The organism is Roseateles sp. (assembly GCF_039595595.1).
Lineage (GTDB): Bacteria > Pseudomonadota > Gammaproteobacteria > Burkholderiales > Burkholderiaceae_C > Roseateles.
In genome coordinates this window covers 24,713-43,082 of record NZ_JBCNLG010000011.1, presented here as the reverse complement: position 1 = coordinate 43,082, position 18,370 = coordinate 24,713, and the positions used below count along the sequence as shown (strand labels likewise).

11 protein-coding genes and 1 pseudogene are annotated in these 18,370 nt (G+C 63.5%); 8 read left to right on the top strand and 4 right to left on the bottom strand.

Annotated features, from left to right (window positions below; all coding sequences use genetic code 11):
- Nucleotides 1–1,103: 1,103 nt before the first annotated feature.
- Nucleotides 1,104–1,628 (bottom strand): H-NS family nucleoid-associated regulatory protein, encoded by a 525-nt coding sequence (locus ABDW61_RS14890; protein WP_343639696.1) that lies wholly within the window; start codon nt 1,626–1,628, stop codon nt 1,104–1,106.
- 213 nt (nt 1,629–1,841) lie between these two features.
- On the bottom strand, nt 1,842–2,348 hold the full coding sequence (locus ABDW61_RS14885) for a hypothetical protein (RefSeq protein WP_343639695.1): 507 nt from the start codon (nt 2,346–2,348) through the stop codon (nt 1,842–1,844).
- Between the two features lie 13 nt (nt 2,349–2,361).
- On the opposite strand from ABDW61_RS14885, the gene ABDW61_RS14880 reads away from it, so the two are divergent.
- On the top strand, nt 2,362–2,853 hold the full coding sequence (locus ABDW61_RS14880) for a GAF domain-containing protein (protein WP_343639694.1): 492 nt from the start codon (nt 2,362–2,364) through the stop codon (nt 2,851–2,853).
- A 514-nt stretch (nt 2,854–3,367) separates the two neighbouring features.
- On the top strand, nt 3,368–3,919 hold the full coding sequence (locus tag ABDW61_RS14875; RefSeq protein ID WP_343639692.1) for a hypothetical protein: 552 nt from the start codon (nt 3,368–3,370) through the stop codon (nt 3,917–3,919).
- Between the two features lie 493 nt (nt 3,920–4,412).
- Here the strand turns inward: ABDW61_RS14875 and ABDW61_RS14870 are convergent, their stop codons facing one another.
- Nucleotides 4,413–4,649, bottom strand: coding sequence for a hypothetical protein (locus tag ABDW61_RS14870; RefSeq protein ID WP_343639691.1), 237 nt, complete (start codon nt 4,647–4,649; stop codon nt 4,413–4,415).
- A gap of 86 nt (nt 4,650–4,735) precedes the next feature.
- Complete coding sequence (locus ABDW61_RS14865; RefSeq protein WP_343639689.1) at nt 4,736–6,862, bottom strand: ATP-binding protein; 2,127 nt, start codon at nt 6,860–6,862, stop codon at nt 4,736–4,738.
- Nucleotides 6,863–7,463: 601 nt separating this feature from the next.
- Between ABDW61_RS14865 and ABDW61_RS14860 the strand changes: the two genes are divergently transcribed.
- From ABDW61_RS14860 to ABDW61_RS14835, 6 genes and pseudogenes are all read left to right on the top strand, one after another.
- Entirely contained in the window at nt 7,464–10,043 is a 2,580-nt protein-coding gene (locus tag ABDW61_RS14860) for an ATP-binding protein (protein ID WP_343639688.1), read from the top strand.
- Between the two features lie 235 nt (nt 10,044–10,278).
- Entirely contained in the window at nt 10,279–10,905 is a 627-nt protein-coding gene (locus ABDW61_RS14855) for a pentapeptide repeat-containing protein (protein ID WP_343639687.1), read from the top strand.
- A 533-nt stretch (nt 10,906–11,438) separates the two neighbouring features.
- Nucleotides 11,439–13,469 (top strand): ATP-binding protein, encoded by a 2,031-nt coding sequence (locus ABDW61_RS14850; RefSeq protein WP_343639685.1) that lies wholly within the window; start codon nt 11,439–11,441, stop codon nt 13,467–13,469.
- A gap of 426 nt (nt 13,470–13,895) precedes the next feature.
- Nucleotides 13,896–16,121 (top strand): response regulator, encoded by a 2,226-nt coding sequence (locus tag ABDW61_RS14845; protein WP_343639684.1) that lies wholly within the window; start codon nt 13,896–13,898, stop codon nt 16,119–16,121.
- 777 nt (nt 16,122–16,898) lie between these two features.
- Nucleotides 16,899–17,171, top strand: a complete 273-nt coding sequence (locus ABDW61_RS14840; RefSeq protein WP_343639683.1) for a hypothetical protein — start codon at nt 16,899–16,901, stop codon at nt 17,169–17,171.
- 224 nt (nt 17,172–17,395) lie between these two features.
- Nucleotides 17,396–18,353: pseudogene (locus ABDW61_RS14835) on the top strand (transposase).
- Nucleotides 18,354–18,370: the final 17 nt, after the last annotated feature.

Below are 18,370 nucleotides of genomic sequence, written 5' to 3'. Positions count from 1 at the left end.
TGGCCTTATCGCTCGGCAAATGTTTTGCTGAGAAGGCGCCCCCAAACTATAAAATCTCTTTTCGGGATAGTATCCTCAACTTCCGAACGGAGTTGCATCGTGCCAAAAGTTGGAAATGTGTACTGGCTGTCCTCTGCAACGCTTAAGTCTCACGGGTTCGTTCGACATTCACTCAACCCTCTAGCTGGCGTTACGGAACAGAAGGTCCGGCCGTTTGTCATCATCCTGCGAAGTGACAAATACGTACGCTTGGCCCCGCTCACGTCCAAGAATCAGGGCGATCATCGAAAGGTGCCATCGGGACAGAAACGCGGCGGGGGTCCAAACGGAAAGTGGCTGTCTTCGGCCACATTCCTCGTTAATGAGAATCTTTTTCTTTCTGGCCTATTCAGCGACATGCTGAAAGCAGCCAGCAGCACCGACTTATTCAATACCGAGAACCGTGCAAGTATTGACTCCACTTGGATAAGAGCGAACTTTAAGCATCTGGATCCGACCGTAGGACCTGCCTCCGAAGCGTCTTGACCAGCCCGGTTGCGCACCGTCCCTGCACCCCGCGTTGATGCTGGTCACGGACAAACATGCGCCAATCCGCCGCCGTAGGGTCTGTTCATGGCTTTTCCTGGAGGTTGGACTCCGCTCGCCCCCCCCCCGCGCCCGAGTCGAATCTAGTGAGCCTAGCGGATCACAACGTCGTGGAGGAGGCCAGCGACGCTGGCCGCAATCAGCCGCCGCCCGGCCTCCTTACCCCCATGATCGCCAAAGACGAGAGCATTTGAGGCGGGACGAGTCAGCGGACTGCCTCACTCACGTTCTACGATCACGCCGCTTCTGAGCCATATCAGGATGGCTTCATTGATCGTGTCCGACATCAGCCGTCGATCGCCAGACACCCAATATATGTCATGGCCGTCAAACTCAAGGTGACCGCAACCGGGTTCGATGACCTGGTCGTACTGCTCGCGACCGTTAAAGAAGCCAAGGCTGATGGTCTTGTGAATATCAAACCGTCTAGGCATAGGTCGCTTCCGAACTGATGCTGATGCGGGCGACCGTGGAGGTCGCGCACGCCAACTCTTGAAATGAGGAAAGGCTGAGTTGCCTCAGGATCTTGCAACGAGAAGATCCTCCGGAGTCTTGCCAGCTGCGAGCGCTTCGTTGAACCACTTTGGACGCTTGCCCACACCTGTCCACGTCCGGCCATCGGCGCTGGCGTACTTTGCGACCCCGGCGGCGCGAACTGTCTTGGCCCGTTTGCTAGGCTTGCGAGAAGTCGAGGTGGCTGGGGTGCCGGACTTTGCGACCAGCAGATCCTCCGCCGACCGCCCGTTCGCCAACGCCTCAACGAACCAAGCGGGACGCTTGCCGACACCGCTCCACGTACGTCCGTCGTCGCTCTGGTACTTGGGTGCGCCGCGGCCGCGCTTCGCCGCCGTGCCCGAGGAAGCTGCAGAACCCTTTGCCTTGCGCCCGGCGCGCCCGAACAGCTGCTCGGGCGTCAGGTTGTAGTGGGCGATTGCCTCTCGGATGCGAGCGACGACTCCCGACACCTCCTTGGCCCGAAGCGAGTCCGCTTCCTTCTGCAGTTTGTCGATCTGGCTCAGAACATGTTGCAGGGACTTCGGCATGACTCTCTCCTTTGGGTCTATGGTCGGTCGCTCTTGGCGACGCGGGCGACATTTAACCAGAGCCCAAGGAGCCGTCAGACCTTCTTCCATGTTCGGTGACAGCGGAGGCGGTCCCGACGTTGCGTCAAAGGGGCGCGACGCCTGGCTCTCTGTGCACCGGACTTCGGCGAGATAAGAAGGCGAGCCGCCTTATGATCAAAGTCTGCCGCGTAATCAGTGACGCATGCCCGCCCGCAGTTCCCCGAGCCACCGAACATAGTCGGTCGGCTCGTTCAGCGACGTCACCGTCAGCCCGCTCCCGTCGACCCTGATGGCCATGGCGAGGTCGCCGAGCTGCACGGTTGGCGAGAACGCGTCGAAGCTCGAAACCCTTCTTGCCTCCACCGCGCCATTGACCATGACGGCGATCTCGAAGCTGGCCGAGGCGCCGGCCAGGCCCAGGAACGTCACAGCGACCGCCTGGGTGCGTGGCTTGGACAGACCCGTATCCGCTGCCTCGCTGATCAAGGGCTCCTGCTGGTAGACCGTCGGCATGCCAACGGCCACCAGCTTGTCATCCAGGCGGTCCGAGCATAGGAACCCTGCGTCATCGACCAAGGTCAAGAAGCCGCTATAGCCGCTGCCCACACTGATCACGTCATAACGTCGGCCGCTGTTGCTCGTGAACGTGCCGAGCACCGGTAGCGGCATCTCGGGCGTGATCTTTACGTCCGGCGTCATGGGGCTCGAATCAATGACCTCGATCTGCGTCGCCAGTGCGGGGCCGGCCGCCGAGGTGCTCCGCAACGTGCCGACGACGCTGGATCTGCGCGATCCGGCATTCCAGACGACCTACACGGCCCGCGTGTTGCGTGACGGGGTGAGCGCGCTGCGCAACAACTACGGGCTTGACGCGCGGGCCGGACGCTGGCGCAACGAGCTCGTGGCCGAAGGCATCCGTGCGATCGCCTGGGTGCCGGTGCGACGCGGCGGCGAGCCCACGGCCGTCCTGATGCTGTGCGCCGGGGAGCCGGATTTCTTCGACGGCGAGCTGATGGCCTTGCTGGAGGAACTGGGCGCGGACCTGTCCCATGCGCTGGACCTCATCGACGGGCGGTGCGCGCGGCAGGAGGCGGTCCGCGAGATCGAGGTGGGTCGCGACCGCTTCCAGCGCCTGTCCCAGTCCGCGCCGGTGCCCATGGCCATCGTCTCGGTCGCGGACCGGCGCATCGTCGAAACCAACTAGGCGCTGTGCCAGCGCTACGGTAAACGCGTCGAGGACGTCCTCGGGACGTAGACCGCCCCGCACGCCTATGGCGTCATCGCCAGCGACCGGGAACTCTTCTATCAGACCCTGCAGACCCAGGGGCGTGTGAGCGGCCTGCAGCTCCGCGTGCGCATGGGCGATGGGACAATCGCGCCGGTCATGCTGAGCGCCGAACCATTGGATTACCTGGGTCAGTCTTGCGTGCTGATCACCAGCATGGAGCTTCAGGGAGGCACTCCGCCGACGTCCTAGGGCCGAGTCGGAGTCGCGAAAGATCCGCAAGTTGCTGATGGCGGCCCACTGGCGACCTGAAATCGGCCATAACCGGATTATGTTCGTCCTCAAATATCACGACGTCATATCTGATCGATGACGACCCACTTACCGGCGGCAGTGCCGCTTGCGATACGGTGAAAACAGCTGGTTCCGGTGAAGGTTTCGCACGCATATCGCCCCATAGTGGCGACATGAATCACATGAGCGGGATCCATTCGTGAACTTGGTGCAGCCTTGGATGCTGGCGGCCAGTGCCCTGGGTGGCGCGGGAGTGGGGGCGGCGATCGCGAGCACATGGTGGGTGCGCAAGCTGCAAGTCAGCCGGGCGCTGATCGATCAGCTCCAGACTTCGCGGCGGCAGCTTGAGGCGCAGGTTGGCGTTGCGCGCCGGCAGATCAAGCAGTTACAGATGGAGATGTCGGAACTGCGCCTAGCGATCGAGCGCATGCGACGCCAGTCGCGGTTCAGTACGAGCCTTGCGGCGACCACGGACCGGGGCGAACCACTGCTGTCGCCGATGAGCGCATGCACGCCGCTGCCCGCGGTCTCCGCGGCAAGATTCAGTTCAGTGGGAGACGCAGCGATGGCCGCCCCCGCCGTCCGGGCCTGGGATGCCGAGCGCATCGAGCGCGCGCGGGAACGCGTCGCCGTCGGCGGCTTTTGCTCCACTGAACCGATGGAGCGACGGGTGGCGCCGACGGAGTCCGCGACGGCGTCGCCGCCAATCCCGTTCGGCTTCCTGCCAACGCAGCCCCACCCAAGGCCCTGAGTCCGCTATCGTGCGCACCACGATCCGCGTGCCGCGCAGGCGGTACGTTGCCCCAGTCCGGGTGGTTCCTGGCGCCAGATTGAGCGCGACGGGACTGCATTGGCCGCCATATCGGGAGCCGGGCAGAAGTGCGATGCTGACTCGGATGGGCGTCGCCGAATCGATGGCTGGGTGGGCTGTCCGGAACGCACGGCCGAGCGCCGTTGGGGTCAAGCGAGTTCAAGCGCGCAGCGCCTGATCGCATCGAGTCTCACAGCGGAGGACAAACGAGTCAGTGATCAACACGGCGTCAACCTGGTCAACGCGCCCGCAGCGCCGGATCGCACAGAACGCGGTCGAGTCGGCCCGCTCGTCTGCCCGGCGTCTGCTGGATAAGCGTAGAGAACACGGCGTGAAGGGAGCATATGGCTTGGCAAGACTTGACAGCCGTGTGAATCACCACGCTCAGATTGCTGCAGGCCTCGCAATCACGGAGGTGCGATGTTGGTCTTGATCAGCGCGCTAGGCCACCGCGGTCGGTATGAAAGTGTCCGATCTCGGTCCACTCCTGGAGGTCGCCCGGCACGCCGAAGTTCTTGGAGATCGCAGTCGCAGCGCTCTGCGGTGAGCCAAACGAGTCACCCCAGGGCATGTCGTTGTGCATGACCCGCCAGCGCCCGCTGAACCGTTGCTTGATCTTGAAGGTTCCTTGCGGGCTCTGAAACAGGTAGGACACCGTGTCAAGTTCCATCTTTCGTCTCTCCTTGAGGTCTTGGTTCATGTCCACACACGGGCGACAGAACATGTACTGACGGAGTTGGCGGGAGCGATTGGTATTCAGCCTTGGGACGGGTCGGCTGCTTGAGGTCTAACGGGAACCCAGACGCGGAAGCGCGTCCCATGGCCGGGCGTGCTTTCTACCTCGATGCGTCCAGCGTGCTTTTGGACAATCGAATACGACAGCGACAGCCCCAGCCCTGTACCTTTGCCAACCGGTTTGGTGGTGAAGAACGGCTCGAATATGCGTTGCCGGACCTCTTCGCTCATACCGGTGCCGGTGTCCTCGACCTGCACCCACACCCAGTCGTCCACGGCGCGCGTCGTCAGTCTGATCTCACCGCGCTGCGGGATCGCATGCGCGGCATTGACGATCAGGTTCATGAAGACCTGATTCAGCTGTGCCGCGATGCAGCGCACCGGCGGCAACTCGCCGTAGTCCTTCTTCACCTCGGCCTTGTACTTGACCTCGTTCATGACGACGTTGAGCGTCGATTCCAGACCGGCATTGAGGTTGGCGTCCTGCCACTCAGCGTGATCCACGCGCGAGAAGTCCTTCAGGTCCTGCACGATCCTCTTGACCCGCACCAGGCCATCCTCGCTCTCGTCGAGCAGTTGCGGCAGGTCCTCCTTGACGAAGGACAGGTCGATGCGACGGTCGAGCTCCTTCAGCGCCGCGCGGGTCGCCTCCGGCAAGGCCGCCAAGTCTGACTGCATGGCATCGAGCAGCCCGAACATCGGTTCGACATAACCGCGCAGCGTGCCGAGATTGGAACTGACGAAGCCGATCGGGTTGTTGATCTCATGCGCCACGCCGGCGGCGAGCTGACCGATCGACGCCATCTTCTCGGCTTGCAGCAGCTGGTTCTGTGCCTCCTCGAGCCGCGTGTTTGTGAGCTTGATGCGTTCGTAGTTCTCGGCCAGGGCCTGCTGGACGCGGCGCTCCTCAGTACGGTCTTGCAGCAGCCACCAGATGCGCGCGAGCCGGTCCTGAGGGTTGGCGACGTACGCGATCATCTGGATCCACAAGCGTCTGCCGCTCATGGACTGCATCTCCATCTCGTGTTGGAGCGATTCACCCCGCGATAGCACGGGATAGGCCACCTCAGCCAGCGCCTGGAAGTCCTCGTCGCTGGAGAAGAGCGTACGCGTTGGCGTTCCACTGGCAGGTGTGTCGCCAAGTTCGAAGATCTCGGCGAACTTTCGATTGCCTCGAACGATCTGATGGTTCAGGGTGGTCACAATGCCCACCGAGGCGTTCTCGAGGAAGGCCTCCAGTTCGTGGTGCGTCTGCAGCAACTCGGCCGTGCGTTCTGTCACCAACTCCTCGAGCTCTGCGCGGTGTCGGCGCAGTTCCTCCTCGGCGCGGCGCCGTTGCGTGACGTCCTGCAGTGTCTCGATGGCGCCCACCACAGTCCCATTTGCGTCCAACAACGGAGCAGCGGTGAAAAACAGCCAGCGCCCTCCTTCGTCCATCCGCGGGAAGAAGGCTTCAACTTCATATGCGTCGTCGATGGTCTGCGAGCGCTGGCAACGGCCTTCGTAAAGCGAAATGCATTGGGCATCGATCGTGCCGTCGATGATCAGATCAGCCAGCAGCGGGCGCGGTTCGGGATAGAAGGCGGTCCAGGCGTCGCGGCGCCCCATCATGTCAAAGCCGTCGACACCGGTTAGCTTGCTGCAAGCCGCGTTCCAGTGCGTCACGCGGTGTTCGGTGTCGAGCACGAAGCTCGCGACTGGGCTGTTCTCGATGATCTGGTGAAGCACCCTCCCCACATTCAGCAGGCTGGTTTGCACATGCCGGCTGTCGCTCAAGTCCTGCACCGTCAGCACGTTCAAGCGACGCCCCTGCACGGTGCACGGTCGTGCGGTCACTTCCAAAGAGCGAATCGATCCGCTTACGGTCTCGGCGTCGACCTCGATGGCCGGCGGCAGTACGTCCCGCGCAATGGCGAGCAAGCCATAGTCACGCAGTGCTTCGCGATGCGCTGGCACCGCCCAGGCGTCGAATGACATCGCTGACATCGTCCGACGTTCGTAGCCAAGCAAGCGCAGCATCGCGGCATTGGCATGGACGATGCGTCTTTCGTCGTGGACGAGCAACGGGGACGTGACCGCTTCCCAGGCGACGAGCAAGTAGCCAGGGAGCCCTTCGTCCGCCAGGGGCGCCAGGTCGCGCGCAGTCATGGCTTGCCGCCGGCACATCGACCGTGCGGGTCAGTGCGTCCGGATGAGCAAGTCGCGAACGTTCCAAGTGAGGCGCAGCCGCACGTGGGCGCCAGAGTCTCTTCGGTCATCGTTCTCTCCCTGATGTGACCTTTGAGCGAGGAACCAGTCTAGGGGCGCATGGCCTCGTTGGCCAATCGCTTGCCAAAAGCCCAAGAATGCCACCGGTAGAAGGTCGGAGATTTCGGCCCAGCCCGCAACTTCGGAGCGCTCTTCGCCTCGCGCGCCCTTCGAGAGCCTGCCTCATAGCGAGAAGTGGCCGGCTTGATGGCCCAGGCTTATGCTGATCCGATAGACGTCTAGCCAGCGCGATGCGTACTCGGCAGCCACGCCTCCAGCGAGGCTGATACATACCCGCTCAGGCAGTCGCAGCGGGCGTCCTCCACGCGCCGGCGCGGCAGCTCGCGGCGTCGGCTACTACGCGTACCTGGCGATCGTCCTCACGTCCAAATGGGCCCCATCTCCGAACACATGACCGAAGACTGCGGGATGCGCGAACGTCCCAAAACTCCGGGGGTGTTCATCGGCCCATAATCCAAGCTTTCAGGGAGCGGCGCCCGTCATGGAAGTCATAACAGCGCAGCGCGAAACAAGACAGGACCCGCACGCTCACCTCGTGCGCTTTTACGACCGTGACGACGAGCTCCTGGACGAGGTCACGGAGTTCCTCGACGCCGCGCTGCGCGCGGACGGCGTGGCGATTGCGATCGCAACCGGGCCACACCGCTCGGAGTTGCGGCGGCGGTTGAGCGGGTTCGGCGTCGTCCACGCCGGCTCGGGGCCCTGGTCCGTCGGCCAAGTTGTACTGCTCGATGCAGAACAGACGCTCTCGCAGTTCATGGTTGGGGACCAGCCCGACGCCGCGCGTTTCAAGGCGACCATCGGGCCAATCCTTGAGCAGGCACCGCCGGGTAAACCACTCCACGCCTTCGGCGAGATGGTTGCCGTTCTGTGCCAGCGCGGCAATTACGCGGGGGCCTTGGCGCTGGAGGCGCTGTGGAACGAGCTGCTGCGCGTGCACAGCTTCTCGCTGTTCTGTGGCTATCCGTGGAGTCTCTTCGGCTCCACGGCACATGGCCAAGCTTTCCAGCATGTTTGCCGTGCGCACACCCGTATCGTCGAGGCAATCGACGCGGGCCAGGGGCACAGCACAGCGCAGTTGCAGCAGCAGTTGCGCGCCCTTCAGGGCGAGGTGGAACTTCGGGAGCGATCCATCCAGACGCTGCGCACGCGCGAGCGTGAGCTGGTGGAGTTCCTCGAGAACGCGGTCGAGGGCATTCACAAGGTCAAGGCCGACGGCACCATCCTGTACGCGAATCGAGCGGAACTGGTCATGCTGGGCTATAGCTGGGACGAGTATGTCGGCCGCCACATCGCGGACTTTCATGTCGACAAGGCACTCATCCGAAACATCCTGGACCGGCTGGCCAGCGGCCAGGTCCTCAATGATGAGCCGGCGCTGCTCCGGTGCAAGGACGGTTCGCACAAGCCCGTGCTGATCTGCTCCAACGGTTGCTTCGAGAACGGCGAGTTCCGATACACGCGATGCTTCACGCGCGACGCTTCTGACCGGATGGCGCGCGAGAAGGCGCTGCAGCAGCGCAACAGCGTCGTGATGCAGGCGCCAATCGGTGCGGTGCTGCTGTCCGGCGAAGAACTGCGCTTCGAGCTGGCAAACGACGCGTATTGCCGGATGGTGGGCCGCAGCGACATCGCGGGGAAGACCTTCAGAGACGTCTTTCCGAAGCTGGCGGACAGCGAGGCGGAGCGCCTACTGCTGCAGTCGATGCGCAGTGGCCAGCCCGCCTCGCGCAGCGACTACAGGATCCGCGTCGATCACGGGGGCGCGGCTCAGGAGCGTTTCCTCCAATTCAACGTGCAGCCCGTGGCCGGTGCCGCCGACCTCACGCCGATGCTGATGATCGTAGCGGTGGACGTGAGCGACCACGTGCGCGCGCGGCAAGAACTGGAGCGCTCCGGCGCGGAGCGGGAGCGGCTGCTCGAGAGCGTGCGCGAGGCCAATCGCGCCAAGGATGACTTTCTGGCGATGCTGGGACACGAGTTGCGCAACCCGCTAGCGTCCATCGTGAACGCACTGCAGTTGATGCGACTGCGCGGCGGGAGCGACACGTCGAGGGAGCAAGGCATCATCCAGCGCCAGGTCGACCACCTGGTGCGGATGATCGATGACCTGCTTGACGTAAGCCGCATCACGCGGAGGAACGTCGTACTCAAGCGTGAAGTGGTGGATCTGTCGCAGGTGATCGCGAACGCGGTGGAGCAAGTGAGCGTGCTGATCGAGCAGCGCCAGCATCGCCTTCACCTCGACGTTGAGCGGGGACTGTACTGCGATTGCGATCCGGCGCGAATTGCCCAGGTGGTGGCCAACCTGCTGGCGAATGCGGTGCGCTACACGCCGGCGGGGGGCGAGATCGCGCTGACGAGCGCACTTGACCTTCAAGCCGATCAGATCGTTGTGCGGGTCAAGGACAATGGCTGCGGCATGTCGCCGGAAGTGCTGCCTCATGTGTATGAGCTGTTCTTTCAGGGCCCACGAGAGATCGACCGTGCGCAAGGTGGTCTGGGCATTGGACTGGCGGTGGTGCGCAGTCTGGTGCAGGCGCACGGCGGAAGCATCGAGGCGTTCAGCGAGGGTGCGGGACAGGGCAGCGAGTTCATCGTCAGGTTGCCCGCCGCCGGCCGGCGCGATGACGCACCGGCGTCGGCGTGCGCCGGACGGAGCGACCGGGCACCCGTGGCCAAGCACGTTGTACTGGTGGACGACAACAGGGACGCGGTGGACACCATGGGGGACCTATTGCGGGCGCGAGGGCACGCGGTCGACGTCTTCCACGATCCTGTCGATGCGCTGAGATCGATCGTCGACAAGCCGCCGGATATTGCGGTGCTGGACATCGGGCTGCCTGGGATGAACGGCCACGACCTCGGTACAAAGATCCGCGCCGCTTGCGGCGCGGCTTGCCGTCTGATCGCGCTGACGGGGTACGGGCAGGTCTCGGACAGCGAGAGGAGTCGGGCTGCCGGCTTCGACGCTCACCTGATCAAACCGGTAGAGATCGATCAGCTGGTGCGGCTCATCGAGGCGCCGGAGAATGCGGCAGCTGCCGACGTTGCTTGCTGATCGAGACTCGGGCATGGACCGGCCCGACGGCTTGACGTCCTCTCCACTAACTCGAGACCCGGTGCCATGTCCTGCCGCCGAGAAGATCTGATCGAGTCCGCGGCGCAAGCCGCCGAGAGTCGCATCCCCGGACTTAACTGCCTTGGGGAAGGTCTACAAAACCCCGGGCAGATCCGCGTAGCGTGATTGTGCGGAGTAGATGGCGGCAACCACCCGGTCTTAGACCTGAAAGCTCATGTCAGTGCTGCCTCACTCACCCGCGCCTTCCTCGACCATCGTCGGCGAACAGTTTGATCGACTACGGTTGGACAAGCTGCTACTGCAAGCCAAAGGCCCCCATACGTTCGATCGCTGCACCTTCGACGGCGCGGACTTGGAGCGCATGGACATCCGCGGCGCGACATTCAAGCACTGCACCCTCGCGGGTGCATGCATGGTGCGCGCGCTGTTGACCAGCACGAGTTGGCAACGATGTCGAGCTGCACAGGCAGACCTTGAACTGGCCGACCTAACAGATGCGCAGTTCGAAGGCTGCGACCTCAGTAACACGATATGGCGGCGCGCCAGGTTGTCGGGGGCCAGTTTCGCGGAGGTAACACTGACCGGCGCGAGGTTTCTGGAAGCTCAAACGCTGGGGGCGACATTGCGCGCGAGCCTCGCGGTCGATGCGGACCTGCGCGGTTTTTCATTCCGAAAGCAGACCGTGGTGGGACTGAACTGGTCTGGTGCCGACCTATCTGGCTGTGACTTCACGGACGCAGTCCTGATCGATTGCGATCTCAACGGTGCGAGTCTCAAGAATGCTCGGTTCGGGCGAACCTGCGCAGAGCAAGGCTCGGCGCGCTGCGGGTCGGTGACCTGATGCAGCGCTTCAAGGGCGGCATCATGTCGTTCGATCAGGCGGCCGAACTGGTGTCCGGACTTGGGGTCCAGGTCATCTGAAGTCGACCGGATGAGTCAAGCTGAGTTCGCTCCTGCACATCCCGCGGCAGGTCAAAGCGATCGGCAGAGTGCATTAATGTCGGCGGCAACCGTCTCCGGGGCAAACGCCTTCGGCGTCGCAATCTTCCCCGATTGCAATTATGGGCCGCCAGCGAAGAACGCCGACCCCAACGCTCGTGTTCCGCGCCCGTAGGAGGATAAGTCGTTCTGGCTAACTTCTGCCCCAGGGCAACAACAGCCGATGGCCCGATCGGTTCGCAAGTTCAGGCTCTACGCCGACGACATTGTTCGGTATGCGGTGCGAACGATCGGTTGGAGATATGCTCGGCCCCAAAGAGTTCCGATCCCGCTGCGCTTCGCCGCAGCTGACATGGCGCGCAGCGCACCTGTGGCCCGAATGTCATTGCAGTGGTCACGGCAAGGCGGCGGCGCGTCGTTCCCAGGGAGGTCACCTTGAAGCAGTCCCCTGCGCATGGCACTGCGGACCCTCGTTGGTATCGACAACTGTTCGAAGCCAACCCGGTGCCCATGTGGATCTACGACCTGCAGACGCTGGCATTCCTGGACGTCAACGAGGTCGCCTGCCAGAAGTACGGCTACTCGCGCGACGAGTTCCTCTCCATGAGCATCCGAGACATCCGCCCACCCGAGGATGTGGGGGCTGTGGAGCAGTCCGTGCTGCACACGCCCGCTCAGACCTTCAACAGTGGCGTGTGGCGGCATTGCCTGCGCGACGGTCGGATGATCTATGTCGAGATCACCTCCCATGAGTTGAGCTACAACGGCCGAGCCGCGCGTTTCGTCGCGCCGCTGGACGTGACGGCACGTGTAGAGGCCGAGGCTGCGCTGCGCGAACGCGAGGCTGGATTGAGGCGCGCCCAGGGCTTGGCCAAACTGGCCCACGTGGTGACGCGTCCCGACGGCGTGTTCGAGAGCTGGTCCGAGACGCTGCCTGTGCTAGCCGGCTGCACGGCCGAGACCATGCCACGCAGCAACGCTGACTGGCTGGCACGCCTGATTCACGAGGACGATCGCGACAAGTTCAGCCAAGCCGTCGCCCAGGCCCTGGATTCCGGTGCCAAGGTCGAGGCGGAGTACCGTCTGGTGCAGCCGGGGGGCGGTGTGGTGCACGTGGCCCAAGTCATCGAACCCGTCGCGCGTGCGGCCGTCGTGGGAGGCTCCCTGTGGTTCAGCACGCTGCAGGACGTGACTGCGCAGAAGGCGGCCGAGGCGGCCATGCGTAATCTGAACGAGGAGCTGGAGCACCGCGTGGCGCTGCGCACCGAGCAACTGGAAAGCAGCAACCGCGAGTTGGTGGCAGCTACCCGTGCGGCCGAGCGCGCCAACCAGGCCAAGAGCGAGTTCCTCACCCGCATGAGCCATGAATTGCGCACGCCGCTAAACGCCGTAATCGGCTTCTCACGCCTGCTAGCCGAGCCTGGCCACAGCTTCCCGGCCGAGCGCCAGGCCGTGTTCAACGGCCACATCCTGAGGGCCGGCGAGCATCTGCTCGCGCTCATCAGTGAACTGATGAATCTGGCTCGGATCGAGGCAGGCCAGGTCGAGCTCAACCTGCAGACGGTACCGCTGCACGACCTGCTGGACGAGTGCTCTGCCATGATCGAGCCCCAGGCGCAGGCGCGCGCCCTAAGGACGCGTTTCGCCACGCCGCCTTCGAGCCTGGCTGTTGTGGCCGACCGCACCCGTCTGAAGCAGGTGCTGCTCAACTTGCTGTCCAACGCGGTGAAGTACAACCGCCCCGAGGGCGAACTCACGCTCGACGTGAAGTCCTCCGGCCCCCAACACGTACGCATCGAGGTGCGCGACAGTGGACTCGGGCTCACGCCCGACCAGGTCGGCCACCTTTTTGAGCCCTTTAATCGACTGGGCCGCACACAGGAGGGGCCGGGCGCGATTGAGGGCACGGGCCTGGGGCTGGTGGTCGCCAAGCACCTCGTGGAACTGATGGGCGGGCGCATCGGCGTGGAGAGCACGCCCCACGTCGGCAGCTGCTTCTGGGTGGATCTCATCGTCAGCGACAGCGACGTGGTCAACGCCGCCATCGATAAGTCTGTCGCGCGGCGGTCGCCCGCTACGCCCGATGCCAAGCGCCACCACACTGTGTTGCTGGTGGACGACGACCTGCCAAGTCAAGAACTCGTAAGCGCGCAGTTGTCTCAGCGCAGTGACCTGCGCCTCCTCAACGCCGCCAATGGCCGTGAAGGCGTGGCCCTGGCCATCGCCCATCGGCCCGCGGTCATCCTCATGGACAACCGGATGCCCGAACTCACCGGCCGCCAGGCCTTCGAGCTGCTCGCGCAAGACCCGCGCACCGCCACCATCCCCGTTGTTGCAATCAGCGCCGATGCCGACACGCCGACCACTGGCGACGCGCCCATCCCGTGGTTCCGCCGCGTCGCCAAGCCTTTCGGTGAGGGTGACCTACTACGGGCGATCGATGCGGCGCTCCTGACGAAGCGTTGAGCCGCGGCCTTCCGTCTGACGAGCAGAAGCAACATTAGGCGGCCAGCGGGGAGGCCAGACGGAACGACGCCATGCGCGTTCTCGAGAAGGAATCGTTCGGTACCAGGAGTAGATCACCGCGCTGCGCGAACGGAGCGGCCGACGCCGTCCGGCAGGTAGCGGGTGCCTTTGATGACTTCGGAAGGATGTACTGTCACCTTCCAAGCCGGAGTCTCATCTCCAGTTGTGCGCTGGTATACACCGTACCGGAGTTCGCCCAAAGTGCGTGCGGTGCCCGTTTGAAGTTCGGGGCGAAGACAACGCCGCTTCGTTCACGCAGCCTGTGTTTATGGTGAAAATGCGAACCCCGCGGGCAGTGACGACCCATCGCGGTCAGGCCGCCCAGCCTCCGGCACTGCAAAACGTAGGTGTCTCATGAGGAAGTCCATGGGCCAAGTTCCACTGACGCCAGGGTTACTGTCAGGGAAACTCTCGGAAGAAGACCAGGCCAGCGTCGACCGCTATCGCCGCATCCTCAACAGGGCGGTCGAGACCGCCATCATCACGCTCGACGAAAAGGGCATTGTCACGGGTTGGAGCGACGGTGCTACATCTCTTCTCGGTTGGACGGAGCAGGAGATGCTCGGGGAATCGCTTGGTCGAATCTTTCCGGAGGAGGCGGGCGGGGCGGATGCGTTCTTGGCCGAGATTGCGGAGGCCTCGGTCAAAGGAACCGCCGGCGCAGAAGGTTGGCGCATGCGCAAGGACGGCCAGCGCATCTGGGCGATCGGGGAGACCAGTGTCCTTTATGAAGGCGATCCTTCAGCCGGCTTCGTCAAGATATTGCGTGACCGCACTGAGCGCCGGCAGGTAGAACTCGCGCTGGTGGAGCAAACACGGGCGCTCGAGTTGCTCAACCAAGCGGGAGCGGCCCTTGCGCGTGAGGGTGACCTCGACAAGCTGGTGCAGACGGTGACGGATGTCGGTGTTGCCCTCAGTGGCGCTGAGTTCGGTGCCTTCTTCTACAACGTGGTCAACCAGGAAGGTCAGAGCTACATGCTCTACACCCTCTCAGGTGTACCTCGCGAGGCCTTCTCCAAATTCCCGATGCCGCGCAATACGGCCGTGTTCGCGCCAACGTTCCTGGGCCAGGGCATTGTCCGTTCCGAGGACATCACACTCGATCCACGGTATGGGCAGAATGCGCCGCACGAGGGAATGCCGGAAGGTCATCTGCCAGTGCGCAGCTACTTGGCGGTGCCCGTGGTATCCCGGTCCGGCGAAGTCCTTGGGGGCCTCTTCTTTGGACATTCCAAGCCGGGAGTGTTCACAGCCGGATCAGAGCGCAATCTGGCAGGTTTGGCGGGAGAAGCCGCAGTTGCCATCGACAACGTGAGGTTGATGGAAGCCATGCAGCGCGAAGTCGAGGAACGGCGCCGAGCAGAGACCGCGTTGCGCGATTTGAACAGTCACCTCGAGGAGCAGGTGCGACTACGCACGGAGGAACTGATTCAGCATGCGGACGCCCTTCGCCAAGCGCAGAAGGTGGAAGCTCTGGGGCAACTCACAGGGGGGATTGCGCACGACTTCAACAACATCCTTCAAGTAATCGTCGGCAGCATGGAAGTGCTGACGCGCACACTGCCGGAGCATCTCGTGGTGCAGCGCCGCGCGACCTCCGCGGCCGTGTTGGCAGCCAAGCGGGCCGCGGCTTCCACGCAGCGTCTCCTCGCATTTGCTCGCCGTCAGCCGCTTGATCCGAAGCCGGTCGACATCAACGAAATGGTTCTACGGACGTCCGAGTTGCTCAAGCAATCGCTGGGCGAGACGATCGAGACGTGCATCGTTCTATCAGAAGATGTTTGGACGGTGGAGGCTGACCCGAACGAGCTTCAAAGCGCACTCGTCAACCTCGCCGTTAATGCCCGGGACGCAATGCCAGGCGGCGGTAAGCTGACGGTCGAGACGGCCAACACTTGGCTGGACGACGCGTACGCAGCCCGTCATGCGGAGATCACAGCGGGCGAGTATGCGCAGATCTGCATGACTGACTCCGGCACAGGGATGGATGCCCAGACTTTAGCTCGCGCGTTCGAACCGTTCTTCACAACTAAGCCCGTGGACAAGGGAACGGGCTTAGGTCTGAGCCAGGTCTACGGCTTCGTCAAGCAGTCGCGCGGTCATGTGAAGATCTATTCGGAGCTTGGAGTCGGTACCACGGTGAAGATCTACCTGCCGCGGCATCACGAGAAAGAGCCCTTGGGAGAGATGCAGGAACGGAGGGCGCCGGCGCCGGCTTCTGGCGAGAGCATCCTTCTTGTCGAGGACGATCCGGATGTGCGCGCCTACGCGGCCGGCGTTCTACGTGAGCTCGGTTACCGCGTGGTTGAGGCCGTTGACGGCCCCTCGGCAGTTGAGAGACTGAAAAACGACAGAGTCGACCTGGTGTTCACAGACGTTGTACTGCCTGGCGGCATGACGGGAGCCGACATCGTGGCGTACGCCCAGCAGCGATGGCCGAGCGTCAAGGCGCTATTCACCACAGGCTATGCGCGCAACGCCATTGTTCACAATGGCAGGCTCGACAAGGGTGTTCAGCTCATCTCGAAGCCATTCTCTTTCGACGATCTTGCCGCCAAGCTGCGCGAGGTTCTCGAGCTTGAGCGGAGGTGATGCGAGGTGCAGTTTAGGAAGGGCGCGTCATTCGGTGATCGGCAGGCGCCGGTAGACCTGCCGACGAATGCGTTCATGCTCAAGCGACTGGAAGAGGCCCTACACCACGGCGTTGTCGTGGCGGTCGCCGCGACGACTCGTGTTCGAGACCGACCTCCCGTTCGGTTCCGATGTAGATTGGGGCTAGTGGCGGCGAGCTATACAGCCACGAGCCGTCTAGCCGGGAAGGCCGGCTGTTCACTGAGAAGTTCGGCGAGTTGCGTCTTTCAGTGAGCGTTCCGGCGGACCTCGCGCGCGGTCGAAAGTGGCTATGCCGTCGCCGCAGGAGCACAACGTGGAGTCGAGCGCATCGAGGAGGCGTCGAACCTCTGGGCTGCTCGCTGGAGCAGCCGTAGGCTTGTCTTCGACTCTGGCGGCATGGGCCAGGCCCATAACAACTGCACGTAGCTCGTGCGTGCCGGTTCCAGAACTCCTCGTGGCCTCCAACCAAGAGGCCGCGGTCCTCGATGCGCAGAACTATCGCGGAGAAGAGCCCCATGAGGGGAGCGACTTCATCGGCTTAGGGCATCACGAGGCAAACCTGCTTGCCTCGCCAGTCGCGCCCTTGATAGGAGCTGTCGTGCATTCGAAGCAGGCCAGCAAGCGGAGCCTCCAAACGCAGCTCCGTAGCGGAGCGCCGTGCGTCGTGCCGAGGAAGTCGAAGTGTCCGAACCAACACGAATGGCATACTGTATTTGCATACAGTATCATTGCCCGGCCAACTTCAAGGAGGCTCGCATGCTGCTAGACCTGAACGATCCGTCAACGATCGTGGAATGGTGGGCGGTCCATCCGCAGCGTCATGGCGCGCTGCTTGCGGACTGGGCTCATCGCCGGCCCGAGCACCGCGGCGCCATCATGGAGGCACGTCGTCGCATCAAAGCTGATCCGTTCAAGCGACGCGTCCTTGAGACGTCTGGGATCGAAGAACACAGGGATTGGGGCGCCCCGGTGCCCCCAACGCACGATGAACAAGCGGCCGGCGAGGTCGGCCTGGCCATGGCGGAATGAAACCTGTGGGGTGTTCGCAGGCGGACCTGCTAGCTAGGACCACCGCTGGCCTCGAATTCGAGTTCATGCTCGAGGTGGAACTGGCCGAACACGACCCTCTGCTGGAGTCGCTGCTGCAAAGACTCGACGACGCGGGTTGTTAGGATTTGCTCGTTGGCGCTGGCGCCACGTGCTCGGTCGAGCTTCAGTTCATCGCGGTGGCTCGAACGACCGAGGAGGCCCTCCTGGAGGCAACAGAAGAAGTTGAGCGCGCGTTCCATGGCGCGAGGGTCGCTCGCATCGTTCCGGCATCGACAAGCTCACGCACGAGAACGCCGTGCTCAAGCGGCTGAAGTTCGCAGCCAAGAGCGAGGCCTACACGGCTGAGCAGAAGAGCCTCATCGAAGAGACGCTGGACACGGACCTGGCGGCGGTGGCCGCCGAGATCGAGGCGCTGCAGCCGGCGGGCAAGCCCGCCGAGGACAAAAGGACGCCGAGGCGTGCGCCGCTGCCGCCGCACCTGCCGCGCCGCGAGATCCGCCACGAGCCCGAGAACACCACCTGCGGCTGTGGCCAAGCGATGCAGCGCATCGGCGAGGACGTTGCGGAGAAGCTGGACTACCAGCCGGGCGTGTTCACGGTGGAGCGGCACGTGCGCGGCAAGTGGGTCTGCGGCTGCTGCGAGAAGCTCGTTCAGGCAACCATGGCAGCCAGGTCGGCGAACAGGCGCTGAAGTTCTTCGGCCAGCTGTATGACGTCGAGCGCGACGTGGCCAGCAGTGATGCAGACGGCCGACGAGCAGCGCGACAAGAGCGATCACGGCCCGTCGCCGATGCCTTGCATCAGTGGTTGAGCCTGCAGCGGCAGAAGGTGCCCGATGGGTCTGCCACAGCCCGTGCGATCGACTACAGCTTGAACCGCTGGGCAGCGCTGACGCGCTACGTCGATGATGGCGAGCTGCCCGTCGACAACAACTGGGTAGAGAACCGCATCCGGCCGATCGCACTCGGGCGGCAGAACTGGCTGTTCGCCGGCAGCCTGCGTGCCGGCAAGCGGGCCGCGGCGGTGATGAGCTTGATCCACTCGGCTACGCTCAATGGGCTGGAACCCTATGCCTACATCCGCGACGTGCTCGAGCGGTTGCCCACGCAGCCGGCCAGCCGGATCGGCGAGCTGTTGCCGCACCGCTGGCACACTCCGTAGCGGGAGAGAGCTACGCT

Bases quoted from the DNA above. Each gene is read 5' to 3' on its own strand.
- ABDW61_RS14890 (WP_343639696.1), bottom strand. From the start codon at position 1,628: ATGCCGAAGTCCCTGCAACATGTTCTGAGCCAGATCGACAAACTGCAG.
- ABDW61_RS14885 (WP_343639695.1), bottom strand. From the start codon at position 2,348: ATGACGCCGGACGTAAAGATCACGCCCGAGATGCCGCTACCGGTGCTC.
- ABDW61_RS14880 (WP_343639694.1), top strand. From the start codon at position 2,362: ATGACCTCGATCTGCGTCGCCAGTGCGGGGCCGGCCGCCGAGGTGCTC.
- ABDW61_RS14870 (WP_343639691.1), bottom strand. From the start codon at position 4,649: ATGGAACTTGACACGGTGTCCTACCTGTTTCAGAGCCCGCAAGGAACC.
- ABDW61_RS14865 (WP_343639689.1), bottom strand. From the start codon at position 6,862: ATGACTGCGCGCGACCTGGCGCCCCTGGCGGACGAAGGGCTCCCTGGC.
- ABDW61_RS14860 (WP_343639688.1), top strand. From the start codon at position 7,464: ATGGAAGTCATAACAGCGCAGCGCGAAACAAGACAGGACCCGCACGCT.
- ABDW61_RS14855 (WP_343639687.1), top strand. From the start codon at position 10,279: ATGTCAGTGCTGCCTCACTCACCCGCGCCTTCCTCGACCATCGTCGGC.
- ABDW61_RS14845 (WP_343639684.1), top strand. From the start codon at position 13,896: ATGGGCCAAGTTCCACTGACGCCAGGGTTACTGTCAGGGAAACTCTCG.
- ABDW61_RS14840 (WP_343639683.1), top strand. From the start codon at position 16,899: ATGCTGCTAGACCTGAACGATCCGTCAACGATCGTGGAATGGTGGGCG.